This is a genomic window from Pseudoduganella sp. jia 9 (assembly GCF_055502615.1).
Genome location: NZ_JBUPWE010000013.1, coordinates 137305 through 151869 on the forward strand (window position 1 = coordinate 137305; position 14565 = coordinate 151869).

13 protein-coding genes are annotated in these 14565 nt (G+C 63.0%); 8 read left to right on the forward strand and 5 right to left on the reverse strand.

Features of this window, described 5'->3' with window-relative positions:
- Nucleotides 1–23 precede the first annotated feature (23 nt).
- From ACY34H_RS18485 to ACY34H_RS18520, 8 genes are all read left to right on the forward strand, one after another.
- Nucleotides 24–272 (forward strand): acyl carrier protein, encoded by a 249-nt coding sequence (locus tag ACY34H_RS18485; protein ID WP_464978924.1) that lies wholly within the window; start codon nt 24–26, stop codon nt 270–272.
- Nucleotides 265–1368 carry an FkbM family methyltransferase gene (locus ACY34H_RS18490; RefSeq protein ID WP_464978925.1) on the forward strand — a complete coding sequence of 368 codons (1104 nt, stop codon included), beginning with the start codon at nt 265–267 and terminating at the stop codon, nt 1366–1368. The genes ACY34H_RS18485 and ACY34H_RS18490 overlap by 8 nt, the downstream gene beginning before the upstream one ends.
- Nucleotide 1369: 1 nt before the next feature.
- Nucleotides 1370–2101, forward strand: coding sequence for a class I SAM-dependent methyltransferase (locus ACY34H_RS18495; protein WP_464978926.1), 732 nt, complete (start codon nt 1370–1372; stop codon nt 2099–2101).
- A 6-nt stretch (nt 2102–2107) separates the two neighbouring features.
- The gene (locus ACY34H_RS18500; protein WP_464978927.1) at nt 2108–3091 is read left to right on the forward strand and encodes a fatty acid desaturase; all 984 of its coding nucleotides are present in this window, start codon (nt 2108–2110) and stop codon (nt 3089–3091) included.
- A 183-nt stretch (nt 3092–3274) separates the two neighbouring features.
- A complete protein-coding gene (locus ACY34H_RS18505; protein ID WP_464978928.1) occupies nt 3275–4393 on the forward strand; it encodes a class I SAM-dependent methyltransferase in 1119 nt (372 codons plus the stop codon).
- Nucleotides 4394–4454: 61 nt separating this feature from the next.
- Nucleotides 4455–7286, forward strand: a complete 2832-nt coding sequence (locus ACY34H_RS18510) for an O-linked N-acetylglucosamine transferase family protein (RefSeq protein WP_464978929.1) — start codon at nt 4455–4457, stop codon at nt 7284–7286.
- A 101-nt stretch (nt 7287–7387) separates the two neighbouring features.
- A complete protein-coding gene (locus tag ACY34H_RS18515) occupies nt 7388–8248 on the forward strand; it encodes a flagellin N-terminal helical domain-containing protein (protein ID WP_464978930.1) in 861 nt (286 codons plus the stop codon).
- 108 nt (nt 8249–8356) lie between these two features.
- Nucleotides 8357–9286, forward strand: a complete 930-nt coding sequence (locus ACY34H_RS18520) for a hypothetical protein (RefSeq protein ID WP_464978931.1) — start codon at nt 8357–8359, stop codon at nt 9284–9286.
- Between the two features lie 113 nt (nt 9287–9399).
- On the opposite strand, the gene ACY34H_RS18525 is transcribed toward ACY34H_RS18520, so the two are convergent.
- Genes ACY34H_RS18525 through fliP form a run of 5 tightly spaced genes read right to left on the reverse strand, consistent with a single transcriptional unit; the run spans nt 9400 to nt 14563 of the window.
- On the reverse strand, nt 9400–11490 hold the full coding sequence (locus tag ACY34H_RS18525; RefSeq protein ID WP_464978932.1) for a flagellar biosynthesis protein FlhA: 2091 nt from the start codon (nt 11488–11490) through the stop codon (nt 9400–9402).
- Nucleotides 11487–12620 (reverse strand): flagellar type III secretion system protein FlhB, encoded by a 1134-nt coding sequence (gene flhB / locus ACY34H_RS18530; protein WP_464978933.1) that lies wholly within the window; start codon nt 12618–12620, stop codon nt 11487–11489. The genes ACY34H_RS18525 and flhB overlap by 4 nt, the downstream gene beginning before the upstream one ends.
- A complete protein-coding gene (gene fliR, locus ACY34H_RS18535) occupies nt 12613–13407 on the reverse strand; it encodes a flagellar biosynthetic protein FliR (protein ID WP_464978934.1) in 795 nt (264 codons plus the stop codon). Before fliR ends, flhB begins: the two co-directional genes overlap by 8 nt.
- 9 nt (nt 13408–13416) lie before the next feature.
- Complete coding sequence (gene fliQ / locus ACY34H_RS18540; protein ID WP_464978935.1) at nt 13417–13689, reverse strand: flagellar biosynthesis protein FliQ; 273 nt, start codon at nt 13687–13689, stop codon at nt 13417–13419.
- Between the two features lie 34 nt (nt 13690–13723).
- Nucleotides 13724–14563, reverse strand: a complete 840-nt coding sequence (gene fliP, locus ACY34H_RS18545) for a flagellar type III secretion system pore protein FliP (RefSeq protein WP_464979055.1) — start codon at nt 14561–14563, stop codon at nt 13724–13726.
- Between the last annotated feature and the right edge of the window lie 2 nt (nt 14564–14565).

Consider the following 14565-nt stretch of genomic DNA (forward strand, 5'->3'; position numbering starts at 1 on the left):
ATCGAACTAATAAGGAACGCATCTTGAACGACCCGATCCGCGCACGCATCCTGGCGCAACTGCAACGCAAAGGCGGCCTGCCTCCCGGTTTTACCGACGACACGGACTACATCGACGAAGGTATCGTCGACTCGCTGGCCATCGTCAAGTTCATCGTCGAACTGGAGACGGCGTTCGGCATCGAGTTGACGGAGGAGGACATCGAATCGCCCGCCTTCCGCACCGTTGCCGGCCTGGCCGGACTAGTCGCCGGCAAGCGTAGCGATGACTAGGCATCCTCAATTTGCATCGGCTGCCGAGGCGGCTAGCGCGTTTTTCTCGCCGGATCTGTCGGCCGCGCGCTTCCTGCTTGGTCGCAACGAGAATGCTGCCGCGCTCATGAGTAACCCGGCCATTGCGGCGCTGGTCGACGGCATCGTCGACGATCATGCCGCTGCCTCCGTGTGGTGCGGCAAGCCCGTGCTGAGTGGCGACGATATCCCCGCGCCGGCGCTGGTCGTGAACTGCTCGATGTCGATCAGCCCTGTATCGGCCACCCGCCGCCTGCTCGGCCTGGGCCTGGCACCGTTGCATTATGCCGACTTGCTGGAAGCGCGCCCGGACCTGGTGCCCGTCCCCTGGTTCGTTGCCGACATGCGTGCCGATCTTCAGGCGCATGGGGAGGAATGGGCAGCGCTGGCCGAACGGCTCGCCGACGATGCTTCGCGCGACGTGCTGCGCGACCTGATCGCTTACCGCACCAGCGCCGATCCGCGCCACATGGAACGCTACACCGTGCGCCTGGACGAGCAGTATTTCGAAGAATTCATGCCGATTCAAGGCGAAACGTTCGTCGATGCAGGCGGCTTCGACGGCGATACCACCGAACAGTTCTGCCTGCGCGACCCTGCATACCGCGGCGTGATACTTTTCGAGCCGTCCATTGCCAATATTGCGCGGGCCAGAGCGCGCCTCGCCGGTCGGCGCGATATCCGTTTCATCGACATGGGCGTATCGGACGTCGCAGGAACGCTGAGCTTCGATCCGGACTCGGGGTCCGCTAGTGCCGTCAGCGCGGCCGGCACCGTCGCGATTCCCGTTACCACGATCGACGATTGCATAGAAGAACCGGTGAGCTTCATCAAAATGGATCTGGAAGGCTGGGAAACGCGTGCACTGGCTGGCGCCAGACGTCATATCCAGACCGGCCATCCCAAGCTGGCAATCGCGGTATACCACCGTGCAGGGGATTTCCGCGAGGTTCCCTCCTTCGTCCTCGACCTGCGAAACGACTATGACGTGTACCTGCGGCATTACTCGCAAGGCTGGTCGGAAACGGTCATGTTTTTTGTGCCGCGAGCGCGGTACACCATCCAACAGGATAGATAGAATGCTTGCCTCCCACACTCCCGTACGAGAAATTCGCCCGAAAGTACTGTTTCAACTGATCGAGGCGTTGCAACCCGACGTCAATCCGGATTTCTCTGTCAATATCCCCAGCAGCGCAATCGGCGGCGCCACGCTGCTGGAAAGCGCCGTACTGGTCAGCCTGGCAAAGTTGACGGGCGCACGGTCATTTTTCGAGTTTGGGACCTATCTCGGCGCCACTACGGTGCTCTTCGCCACCAACTCGGCCGACACGGCCCGCGTGACGACCGTCGATCTCCCACCGGAGACCATTGAAATGACGCCTGCCGCCGACGACGCTACGCGGGTTTTGCACGACGATACCGCGAACGATAATTATCTTCGCCGGGAATTCGCCGCCAAGGGCGGGCGTTGCATAGAAAGGGCCCCTGCCCATGTCCAGGCCAAGATCACGCGTTTGCTGCAGGACTCGCGCACGATCGACCCGGCAGGACAAGGACTGGCTGGCCGGTTCGACTTCATTTTCATCGATGGCGGCCACGATTTCGACACCATTGCAAGCGATACCGCGATCGCCCGGCAACTGGCGCGGGCGGACGCGGTCATCGCCTGGCACGATTACAGGTCCGGAATTCATCAGGACGTTACCCGCTTCCTGGACGGCTACAAGGCGCCGGCCCAACTCGTCCACGTGCAACATACGATGCTGGCGTTTATGTTGACGGGGCGATTCGCCGACCTGCTTCCAAACTGAACAGTCATGCCCGAACGCGTTTCATCCGGCCCGCCAGCAGCCCGCAATGTCATCAGCTGGTACCGTACGCCCCTTGCCGGCGACGCACTGGCCAGGCTGTGCGAGCGCAGCAACTTCCATGGCTGGCTGCAAGCAGGGGGCCACGTCCTGCTGTTGCTGGCGACGGGAACGGTGACCTTTTTCCTGTTCCGCCATGCGCACTACCTCGCCGCACTGGCGGCGCTGCTGGTTCATGGTGGCTGCTACGGGTTCCTCGGCTGGGCAGGTGCCGGGCATGAACTCTCCCACCGGACGGTATTCCGCAGCCGGCGCCTGAACGACTTTTTCCTGGCGCTGTTCTCATTCCTGACCTGGAATAATCACGTATACTTCCGCGCAAGCCATGCACGCCATCACCAGAAAACCGTGCATGACGGTGAGGATTTCGAGGTCCGCCTGCCGCAGACCACGCGCTGGCAGGACTGGGCCTGGGCTTTCACGGTGGACGTGCCTGCTGCAGTGCGCGCCATCCGCATCGTCATCGAAAACAGCCTCGACGTGGTGAAAGGGCCGGCCGGACGCCTGCTGTACGCGGACCCTGCCGGGCCTGCCCGGCGCGATCTGGTACGCACGGCCCGCCGTATCCTGGCCGGCCATACGGCACTGGCAGGTGTCTTTGCCGCAACCGGCAACTGGGAATTGCTTCTGCTCGTGACCTTCGCACCGTTCATCGGCGACTGGCCGAGCAAATTGCTTGCGCTCTCCCAGCACTACGGCATGGAACCAAACGTTGCCGATTTCCGCCGCAATAGCCGCACCGTCCTGCTGCATCCGTTCGGCGCGTGGCTCTACTGGCAGATGAATTACCACGTGGAACATCATATGTACCCGGCGGTACCATTCCATCGGCTAAAGCACCTGCGAGTGGCGATCGAACATGATTTGCCGCCGGCGACCATCGGCATGCGCGGGGTCGTGGCCAAGATCAGGTCCATGCACCCGTCCCGTTGAACCATGCCCGATACATGAGAACTGGACACCGGGGAACCTTGCCCAAGCCCCTGAGTGGCTCGCCGGCGCCGCTGTCCGTGGCGGATCGCTACTTCGATCCGCTTCAAACCTTCCTGCCGGAAGCGTCCGCCGAAATGCCACCGCGCAGCGCCGTCCGCTGCGCTCTCTCACCTGGATATTAATATGACGAACAGTTCAAAGCAGACATCGCCCCACGACAAGCCAATCCTGATTTTCCCGGCAGGCATGCCCCGTTCGCTCGACTACCTGGAGCGCTGCCAGCGTGAAGGAAAGCACGTGATTGGCGCTTCATCGCTTGCATATGACGTCGCCAAACCACTGTACCCCGAATGGGCGTTTCTTCCTTTCGTCAATGCGAGCGACTTCCCTGCGCAGTTGGAGGCACTGATCCAGGCGCGCGGCATTCATGGCATCTACACACCGAATCCCGTTGTCTGGAGCTTTCTGAACGATCGCCTGGCCACCATCAGCCCGGACGTGAAATTGCTCAACAAGTGGCCCGTCCTGGAAGAACTGGCAAGCTATGCTACCGCCGAAGAACGCGCGGCGCAGTGGATGGCACACGGTCTCGATCTGGCCAGTGGTCATGAGGGAAATCCGCCCATGCACCCTCGCGCGCTCGCGGCTCTGTTTCAGCACGCCAACGTCATTCCGGGCATGTGCGACAACGAAAAGATAGGTGCGCTACATGAAATTGCACGTCACTGCCCAGCCGGAGATATTGTCGAGATCGGCAGTGCCTTCGGTAAATCAGCGTTCGTGCTTGCAAACCTGGCGCGACACTACAGGCTTGGAAAGCTATTATGTATCGACCCGTGGCAGCCAGAGTTCGTCATCCAGGACGATAATGGCGGGTTGGTCGATAGCTGCCGGGAAAAATACGACTACGACCAGGCACTTCGCGTCTTCGAGATCAATCTTCTGCCATACAGCAATGGCGACGTGAACTACCTGCGCATGCCGTCGTTCGATGCCGTCGATTTGTACGGTGCAGGCGCGGCAGTCGAAACCCCGACCTTTGGACGTACCTGTTACGAGGGAAAAATCGCCCTGCTGCACGTTGACGGCAATCACAGCTATGACGCCGCCAGTGCCGATATCCGGCAGTGGAGTCCGTTCCTGGCCCCGGGCGGCTGGCTCGTCGTCGACGATTACGTGTGGCCTTATGGTGATGGGCCGCAACGCGCGGGGGATGAATTCCTGGCGCGCAATCACGCCAGGATCCACTGTTCATTCGTCATCGGCTCCGCACTGTTCATTCAGCTCGCCCAGACTGCCTAGCACTGGCAGTACCGACGCCGTTTCCGCATTCAGTATCTTCCCGACTCCACATAATTTCGTCATGAACACCCAATCATCCGCCTCCGTCGATGACGACCTGGCAATCGCCATCGCCCACCACCAGGCGCGACGCCTCGACGAGGCTGACAAGGCCTATCGCGACATTCTCGTGCAACGTCCCTATCATCCCCTGGCGAATCATAACCTCGGCATTCTCGCGTGGCAGCAGGGCCGCCCGGTGGAAGGGTTGCCTTACCTGCGCAAGGCATGGTCCGTCAATCCCGATGAAGGGCAGTTCTGGCTGTCTTACGCGGAAGGGCTTCTGCGCGCCGGACAACCTGACGACGCGCGGGAGGTGCTCGCCAACGCTCAGGCGCGCGGGCTCGACAGCCCGGAATTGCACGCGCTGCTGTCGCAGTGCGCCGACCATCTTGCTGCGCTGGCGGCCGCGTGCCCTTCGCCCGCCGATACGCAGGCCGTCGCACGCCTGTTCAGCGACGGCGACCATGCAGGTGCGGAGGTAGCGGTCCGCGCGCTGATCGGGCGCTTTCCGGCGTCGGGCATGCTGTGGGGCATGCTTGGCACGATCCTGCAAGTGCAGGGAAAACAGGCACTGGCCGTGCTGGAGGAAGCCTCCCGGCTGGCGCCGGACGATGCGGAAAACCTGGTAGGGCTCGGCAATGCCCAGCAGGAGGCGCAGCAGTTCGAGGCAGCCATCGCTTCTTACCAGCGCGCACTGGCGCTCGCTCCCGACATGCCGGAGGCATATTGCAATCTCGGCAGCGCGCAAGTCGCGTGCGGCGACTTCGACAGCGCTATCGACAGTTTCAGTCGTGCAGTGCAGCTTAGGGACGACTACCTGCAGGCCTACCTCCATCTCGGCAGTTGCGAGGCAGCCCTGCAACGGCTTGATGCTGCAGCCGACACGTACCGGCGTGCGCTGGCGCTCGCCCCGAACGATCACGACATTGCAACCAGACTCGCTAACGTGCTGGGCGCGCTTGGCCGGCATGCCGAAGCCGCAAAACTTTATCAAGCTGCCGTCGAATCGGCTCCACGCAGCGCCATCGCCTGGCTCCGGCATGCACATGGCCAGGGTAACCTGGACGACATGGAAGCAGCCGAGGCTGCCTATCTGCGCGCTGAAGAGCTTTGCGGCGACGATGTGCAGGTTCTGCTGGAAATCGGCGTCGGCTTGCAGTTTGCCAAGGCAACGGCCGCAGCGAAGCGGGTCTATCAACGCATTTTGAAGCTCGAGCCTGCCCATGCCGTAGTGAATAGCAATATGGGCGTCATCTTGGAAGGCGAGAAAGACCGCGAGGGCGCCTGCCAACACTATCGAACCGCCATCGCGACCGATCCCGGATTTGTGGACGCTCACCAGAATCTGGCCACTTGCCTGTATCTCACGGGCGAAAAGGAAGAATCACTGGAGCAATTCCGCCGCGTGCTGCAATTGAAACCGGATCACAAGGGTGCCCTCCTCAGCATCTCTGCGCTGCTTGCCGAGCAGGGGTTGCTGCCTGAAGCCATCAAGAACTCCCGCTCGGCGCTTGAGTTACTTCCAGGGAACTTGGAACTCATCGGGAATCTGCTTTTCTGCCTGTCGCATTCGGACAGTGTATCTCCCGAAGAGCTGGCCGCCGAACATTTCCGGTTCGGCACGCACTGCGAAGCACGGGTTGCGGCTGTAACAGGCCATCCAAACGACAAGGATCCGGAGCGTGTCATCCGGCTGGGTTTTGTCTCGGGTGATTTCAACAATCATGCCCTGCATAATTTCTTTACGCCGATCCTGGCATGCCTGCGCCGCTCCGACCGGCTTCGGCTGTATGCGTATTACAACAACGAAGAAGAAGACGTCGTGACGGAGGAATTACGGCCCGGATTCAGCGTCTGGCATGCTGTTTCCACCATGACCGACGATGCGCTCGAAACCCTGATCCGCAAAGATGCAATCGATGTGCTGATCGACCTTTCCGGCCACACCAACCGTAACCGGCTTGCGGTATTTGCACGCAAGCCCGCGCCGATCCAGGCTACCTGGATCGGCTACCCGGGAACCACGGGTCTCAAAGCGATGGATTACATCGTGCATGACCGGCACACCCTGCCCCCCGACATGGCCCCGCAGTTCACCGAGCAGTTCGCCTACCTGCCCTCATGCGCCGTTTTTCAGCCCAGAAGCGATCTGCCACCGGTGAACGCACTGCCCGCGCATACCAACGGCTATATCACGTACGGCAGCTTCAATCGCATCAACAAATTGCGCAGGCCCGTCATTGCCCTGTGGTCGAAATTGCTGCGGGCACAGCCGACCTCGCGCCTCATGCTGGCCGGCATGCCGACCGAGGGCAAGTATGAACACCTGATCGACTGGTTCGCTGAAGAAGGGATCGCACAGTCCCGCCTGGAATTCCAGCCGCGTGTGTCATTGCGCGACTATGCCTATCTGCACCATAAGGTCGACTTGTGCCTGGATACATTCCCGTACACGGGAGGGACGACGACCATGCAGGCGCTATGGATGGGCATACCGCTGCTGACACTTGCCGGGCCTACGCTGGCGGGACGCAGCTCGGCGGGTGCATTGAAGCAGCTGAACCTGGACGCGTTCGTGGCGGAAAGCGAGGATACCTTCGTCGAAAGGGGTCTGGCGGTAACGTCGCGCCTGGAGCTCCTGGCCGATCTGCGGCAGCACATGCGTGCACTGTTGAGCCTGTCGCCAGTCAGCAAGCCGGCCGTCGTTGCTGCGGCACTCGAAGGGGCGGTCCGCCATATGTGGCACCGCTGGTGCGCTGATGAGGCGCCTGCAACGTTTGAAATCGACTATGACGTCGTTCCGGTTACCGCTGCGGAGATGCATGCGGCTGAGCTGGCAAGAGAAATCTAAAATTTTTCCACACGGCATTTAATTAATCGCGCGGACCGGTCGTCTTGTACAGATGAGGGCGTGAAACGCATGCCCCTGAAACCAATCACGAGGATGTAATCATGCTGAGCCTTCACACCAACAACGCCGCCCTGTCCGCTCAAAACGCCCTGTCGCGTACCCAGAACAGCCTGTCGACCTCGATGACGCGCCTGAGCACCGGCTATCGCATCAATTCCGCAATGGACGACGCTGCCGGCCTGCAGATCGCGACCCGCCTGAAATCGCAGACGAGCGGGATGACGGTTGCCATGACCAACACGCAAAACAGCAAGTCGCTGCTGCAGACTGCCGATGGCGCATTCGACGAAGTGACGAACATGCTGGTACGCATGAAGGATCTGGCGACCCAGGCCGCCGATGCCTCGTCGAGTGCCGATGACAAGACCGCCATGCAGTCCGAGTTCGATGCATTGGGCAAGGAACTGAACAACGTCCTGCAAAACACCAAGTTCGGCGGCACGTCGCTGCTGGTGGGCGGCACGCTGGCATCGTCGATGACGTTCCAGATCGGCGCCAGCGCCAGCGAGCAGATGACGTTCGACGCGAGCACCGCGCTGACCGCCCTGACGACGGCTGTCGGCAGCTCCACCGCCAAGTATGCCGCACCAACCGCCACCACGGCCGGCACGGAACTGACGACTGCCGCAAGCACCGCCATCACGAACCTGACGACCGCCATCGACAAGGTCAGCGCCGTGCGCTCGTCGATCGGTGCAGCCGCCAACCGCCTGGACCACATCAACACCAACCTGGGCAACATCAGCTCGAACACCAAGGCCGCTACCGGCCGCATCATGGACGTCGACTTCGCCAAGGAAAGCGCGAACATGACGTCGAACCAGATGCTGATGCAAGCCGGCACCGCCATGCTGAAGCAGTCCAACAGCATGTCGTCGATGGTCATGTCCCTGCTGCAGTAATCCGCCGCGACAAACTGGCGGCATACCGGCTCCCGCGGCCGGCTTCCGCCCCAGGCCAACCGGATTCCCGGTTGGCTTTTTTTTACCCACGCATGATAAGCTGACGCAATGGCCATCGATCGAGTAATGCCGTCCAGCGCGGCGCTGACAATCGCGGAACGCTTTGCCCGCGAGCGGCCGGGCCAATCGCAACCGCATCCCGCCCTCGCTGGCCGTGCGCAAGAACACTTCGACCTGGTCTTGCCGGGCGCTGCCGGCGCGTTGCCGGACGCGGTGGACGAAAAACTGCTCACCGCGGCGCTGGCCGGCAAGCTGGCCGCGGAGGCATTGCTGGCAGATCCCGTATCGATGCAACCGAACCAGCTGTTCGCGTCGCGCCAGCTGGTGGCCCATGCGGCCGAACCATCGGCACTGGCGGCGTCGTGGATGGCGATGGTGCGCACGTACGCCGAGCAGCGCGCAGCACAGGCGACGCAACGCCACGGCCGCCACGTGCCCGCCGGCATCTTCCAGTCGGAGGGTGTGCCCAAGCTGTTGCGCGATGCCCCGCCCGCGCAGTCCCTGGTATCGGAGCTCAATGCCTGGCGCTTTGCCGTCTACGCATCGGGCGCAGAGAAACTGGTGCTGCGCGTGATCGTGCGCGATGCGGACGACGAGCAAAGCGTACCGCGCCGTCGCGGCCCGGCACGGGTCGCGCTGCGCCTGGAAGTGCACCTCGCCGACCTGGGCAAGGTGGTGCTGGAGATCGAGCCCGTCGACGGCGGCGGTGTGATTCTGGAGATCGGCGCCGCACAGGTTGACGCCATGCGGCACATGCGCAAGATGATGCCGCAAATCAGCGAGCTTGCCAGTCACTGCGGCGTGCGCATTGTGCGCATACGCCTGACACGCGAGCTGCCGACGGCGGGCAGCCGGCATCCCACCGCCGTGCAGGTGGCCATGCTGACGCCGCCCATGTTCAAGGCCATGGCCGACCTGGCCGTGCTGCTGTCGCACCCGGCGGGACCTGCCGAACATTTCCACGAACCGCGCAGCTGACGTATTGCCAAGGCGCGCAGCACCCCTCGCGATATTTTTATTGTCCCCAGGCCCCGGCTCGGACGCCGGGACCGTCATGCGGGTGCGAAGCAGCGCTTACCGGGTCCGCTGCCTCACCCCACCGTGCCGATAATCGACACTTCGCGGTTCTCCGGCACCTCGTTATACGACAGCACGTGCAGCCCCGGTGCGAACAGCCGGGCATAGCGGGCCAGCAGCGGGCGGATCTGCGGCAGCACCAGCAGCAGCGGCGGCGTGCCCTGCTGCTTCATCTGCTCGCGTGCGACCGGCATATTGACCTGCAGCTGGCCCAGCAGGTGCGGGTCGATCGGGTAGTTATCGAGCACTACCTTGCCGGACTGGCGCGCCTGGTTCAGCGAACCCAGCAGCATATTCTCCAGTTCGCCGCCCAGGTTAAACGCGAGCATTTCCTTTTTCTGGCCGAACAGGCCCGCCACGATCTGCCGCCGCAGCGCGCAGCGCACCTCGGCCGCCAGCAGGATCGGATCCTTGGTGGTTTCCGCACTGTCGACCAGCGTGGTGGCGATTGGCACGATATCCTTCAGCGAGACGTTTTCGGCCAGCAGCACGCGAAACACGCGCAGCAGCTGCGTATGGGTCATCGCCTTGTCCAGCGCGGAGCCCAGCTTGGGCGCCAGCGCGTTCAGGCGCTCCATCAGCGCCGCCACGTCGTCGTGCCGGAACAGCTCCGGCAGGTATTCGCGGATCAGCTTCGACAGGTGCGTGGCGATCGCGCTCGGCGCCTCGATCACCTGGTATCCCAGGCCCAGTGCCTGCGCCTTGTCGGCCGGATCGATCCAGACCACCGACATGCCGTACGCCGGCTCGACGCCGGGAATGCCGTCGATCTGGCCATACAGGTTGGGCGACGGAATCGCCATCAGCCGGTCCGCGAAGACCTCGGCCTGGGCGATGACGGCGCCGCCCAGCACCACCGAATACTGCGACGGCTTCAGGCCCAGGTCGTCGCGCACGCCGATCTGCGGCAGCACCATGCCCAGGGCCTCGGACAGGCTTTGCCGCACGCCGCGTACCCGTTTCGTCAACACCTCGCCATGGGCCTTGTCGACCAGGCCGACCAGCTTGTAGCCGAGCAGCACCTGCAGCGGCTGCACCACCGGCAGGCTCTGCCATTCCAGTTCCGGCGTTTTGTCCTCGCGCAGCACGGCCTCGATGGCTTCGAGCTGCTTCGTGTCGGGCGGCGCCACGCCGCGCTGCTGCATGCGCCAGCCCACGTAGGCCAGCGCGCCGGCAAACGACAGGAAGGGCAGCCAGGGCATGCCCGGCACGACGCCGAGGATCACCATCAGGCCGGCGGCCGAGAACAGCACGCTCGGATTGGCCAGCAGCTGCGAGCCGACCTGGGTCTCGAAATCGCCCGCATCGGAGATGCGGGTGACGATGATCGCCGCCGCGGCCGACAGCAGCAGCGCCGGGATCTGCGCCACCAGGCCGTCGCCGATCGTCAGCAGCGCATACTGGCGGAACGCATCGCCGAAGCTCATGTCCTGCATGATCGAACCGATGGCCACGCCGCCGACCAGGTTGATGATCAGGACCAGGATCGACGCCACCGCGTCGCCGCGCACGAACTTCGAGGCGCCATCCATCGCGCCGTAGAAATCCGCTTCCATCGCCACTTCCTTGCGGCGCAGCTGGGCCTTTTCCTGGTTGATCAGGCCCGCGTTCAGGTCGGCGTCGATCGCCATCTGCTTGCCGGGCAGCGCATCGAGCGTGAAGCGCGCCGACACCTCCGAGATGCGCTCGGCGCCTTTCGTGACGACGGCGAAGTTGATGATCATCAGGATCACGAACACCACCAGGCCGACGACGAAATTGCCGCCGATGACGACATTGCCGAATGCTTCGACCACGCGGCCGGCGGCATGCGTGCCTTCGTGCCCATGCAGCAGCACCACCCGTGTCGAAGCCACGTTCAGCGTCAGCCTGAGCATGGTCGTGGCCAGGATCACGGTGGGGAACACCGAGAAGTCCAGCGGGCGCCTGGCCTGCACCGACACGAGGATCACGATCAGCGACAGCACGATGTTGAACGTAAACAGCACATCCAGCAGGATCGGCGGCAGCGGCAGGATGATCATCGCCAGGATGGACATCACGAACAGCGGCGTGGCGAACTTGTGGCGGCGCAGTTCGGCCACCAGGGAGTTCAGGAAATTCATGTCGGGGAAGCCTCACTCATCGATGTTGGTACCACTATCTGGTCGGGGAAATCGGGGCGTGCCTGGCGGCCGCCGGCGCGGAATGCCTTCAGCTGGAACACGTAATGCAGCACCTGCGACACCGCCTGGTACAGCGGCACGGGGATCTGCTGGTTGACCTGCGCAGTATTGTAGATGGCGCGCGCCAGCGGAGCCAGGCGCAGCACTTCGATATCGTGCTCCTCGGCGATCAGCCGGATGTACTGCGCCAGTTCGTCGACGCCCTTGGCCACCACGAACGGCGCCTCGGCGCGCGTGTCGTCGTACTTGAGCGCCACGGCGTAATGCTCCGGATTGACGACCACTACGTCGGCGGTCGGCACCGTCTTGCGCGCGGCGCGCTGCGACATGGCCCGCTGCAACTGCCGGATCCGCCCCTTCACCTCGGGGCGCCCTTCGCTGCTCTTGTGCTCTTCCTTCAGGTCCTGCTTGCTCATGCGCTGGTTCTTGGCAAAGAAGAACGCCTGCGCCGGAACATCGATAATGGCGAACAGCACGAAGATCGCCACCAGCGACATCACGCCATCGAGCATCAGCGCCGCGCCGCCGGCCATGGCGTTTTGCAGCGGCAACGTCTGCAATTGCGCGTAGTCATGCAGCGTCGAGCGCGCCATGTGCACCAGCACGGCGATCAGGATCGAGGCCTTGGCGATCGACAGCCCCAGTTCGAAGAAGTGCTTGCCGGAGAACAGCCGTCCCAGGTTCGACACGGGGCTCATCTTCGAGAACTTCGGCATCAGGTTCTTGGTGCTGAAGATCCAGCCACCCGGCAGCATCGAGGCCAGCACGATGAACAGCGGCACCACGAACAGCGGCGCCACCATCTTCACCAGCAGCAGGCTGGCTTCATAGAACACGTCCGACATCGCGTTCATCAGCACGTCGCCGCCATCGAGCCCGATGAAACTGGCCGCGAAGATCGTGCGGAAGTGTTCCAGGTAGTCGGGCAGCAGGAACACGAACAGCCGCAGGCTGACCAGGATGCCGACCGCCGTGGCGAGGTCCTTTGAACGGGTAACCTGGCCTTCCTCGCGCGCCTTCCTCAGCTTCTGCTGTGACGCCTTCTCGGTCTTGTCGCCACCCTCAGCCATTGCGCCTGGCCTCCTCCGCCGTCATCTGCTGCCGGATCATCTCCAGCACCTGCCCCGTCATCCGCGTGTAATGGTCGGGAATGAAGCGCACCACCTGGCCCAGCATCAGCAGGCCGAACAGCGTAATCACCGAAAAGCCCAGCGAAAACAGGTTCAGCGATGGCGCCACGCGATTCAGGAAGCCGAAACCGATCTGCACCACGACCGTGGCGAACACCACCGGGATCGCCAGCAGCATCGCCGCCGAAAAGATCCAGGCCACGTTCCAGGCCACCGTCTGCAGCAGCAACGGGCCATACCCCCCGCCCGGCGGCCAGGCCTTGAAGCTGGCGCCGATCACATTGATGATCACCAGGTGGCCGTCGATGGCGAAAAAGACCAGGATCGCCAGCATGTTCAGCAGGGTCGACACCACGTCCGACGACGTACCGTTCAGCGGGTCGTTCATCACCGCCATCGAAAAACCCACCTGCGACGAGACGATGTAGCCCAGCACGCCGATCACGGCGATGGCGAAATAAAACGCCAGGCCCAGCACGAAGCCGATGATGGCCTGCTCGAGCGTGGCCACCACCATCGCCAGCGTAAAGGGGTCTTCGACGATCTGCACCTTGCCCGTTACCGGCAGCATCATCACCGCGATGGCGACCGAGATCAGTACGCGGATCGTCACCGGCACCATCGCCTCGCCCAGCACCGGCGCCGCCGTCAGCAGCGCCATCGAACGCACGAACGGCCACCACAACGCATTGAGCATCGGCAGCAGGTTGGCAAGCACCTGTTCCATGCTGGCGGGTCAGCCTACCAGCGTGGCGGCGCGCGTGAAGATCGACACGCAATAGTCCATCAGGTAGCCGGCCATCCAGCGCCCGGTGACGACGATGGCAAGCAGCGTGATCAGCAGTTTGGGCAGGAACGACAGCGTCTGCTCGTTGATCTGCGTGGCGGCCTGGAACAGCGCCACGACCAGGCCCGCGGCAAGCCCGGGCACCACCAGCACCATTACCAGCACCATCACGATGTTCAGGGCCTCGACCACCAGGTCGACGGCCACGTCGGGAGTCAGCATGTTTCCTTGTCCAGGTACCTGAAAAGACGAAGCACTAATATGCCTGGATGCTCGTGACCAGCGTGTTCACGGTCAGTGTCCAGCCATCGACCAGCACGAACAGCAGCAATTTGAAGGGCAGCGAAATGACCAGCGGCGACAGCATCATCATGCCCATCGCCATCAGCACCGACGACACGACCAGGTCGATGATCAGGAACGGGATGAACAGCATGCAACCGATCTGGAACGCTGTTTTCAGCTCGGACAGCACGAATGCCGCCAGTTTCACGGTAAAGCCGTGCTGCATCGGATTGGCCACGTTCTGCTCGCCGGCAAGCGCGGCGATCTGGCGCAGCGCGGCCTTGCTGGTCTGGGCCAGCATGAAACGGGAGACGGGCTGTTCGGCGATGCGCAGCGCATCCTGCAGGCCGATGCGGTCCTGGTCGTACGGCACGAACGCATCGCGCCAGATCTGGTCGCCGACCGGCTTCATCACCAGCAGGGTCAGGATCAGCGCGATCCCGGTGATGATCCGGTTCGGCAAGCCCTGCTGCAAGCCGAGCGCGGAACGCAGCAGCGACAGCACGATGACGAAGCGGGTAAAGCTCGTCATCATCATGACCATCACGGGCAACAGGCCCAGCAGGGTCATGACGATGAGGATCTGCATCTTCACCGACAGATCGGTGCGCGCGCCCGGCACCACGCCAGCCAGCAGGTCCGGCGTGCCGTCCCCCTGCTGGGCAAATGCCAGCGCGGGCAGCGACAGGGCGATCAATCCCAGGAGAAGCGGCAGGAGAAGCGGCAGGGGCAGCGGCGCGACGAAGCGGAGGATGCCGGCCGTGGCGAGGCCCGGCGCCTTGCTGGCGAAGGGCCGGCGTGGCCTGCTCATGC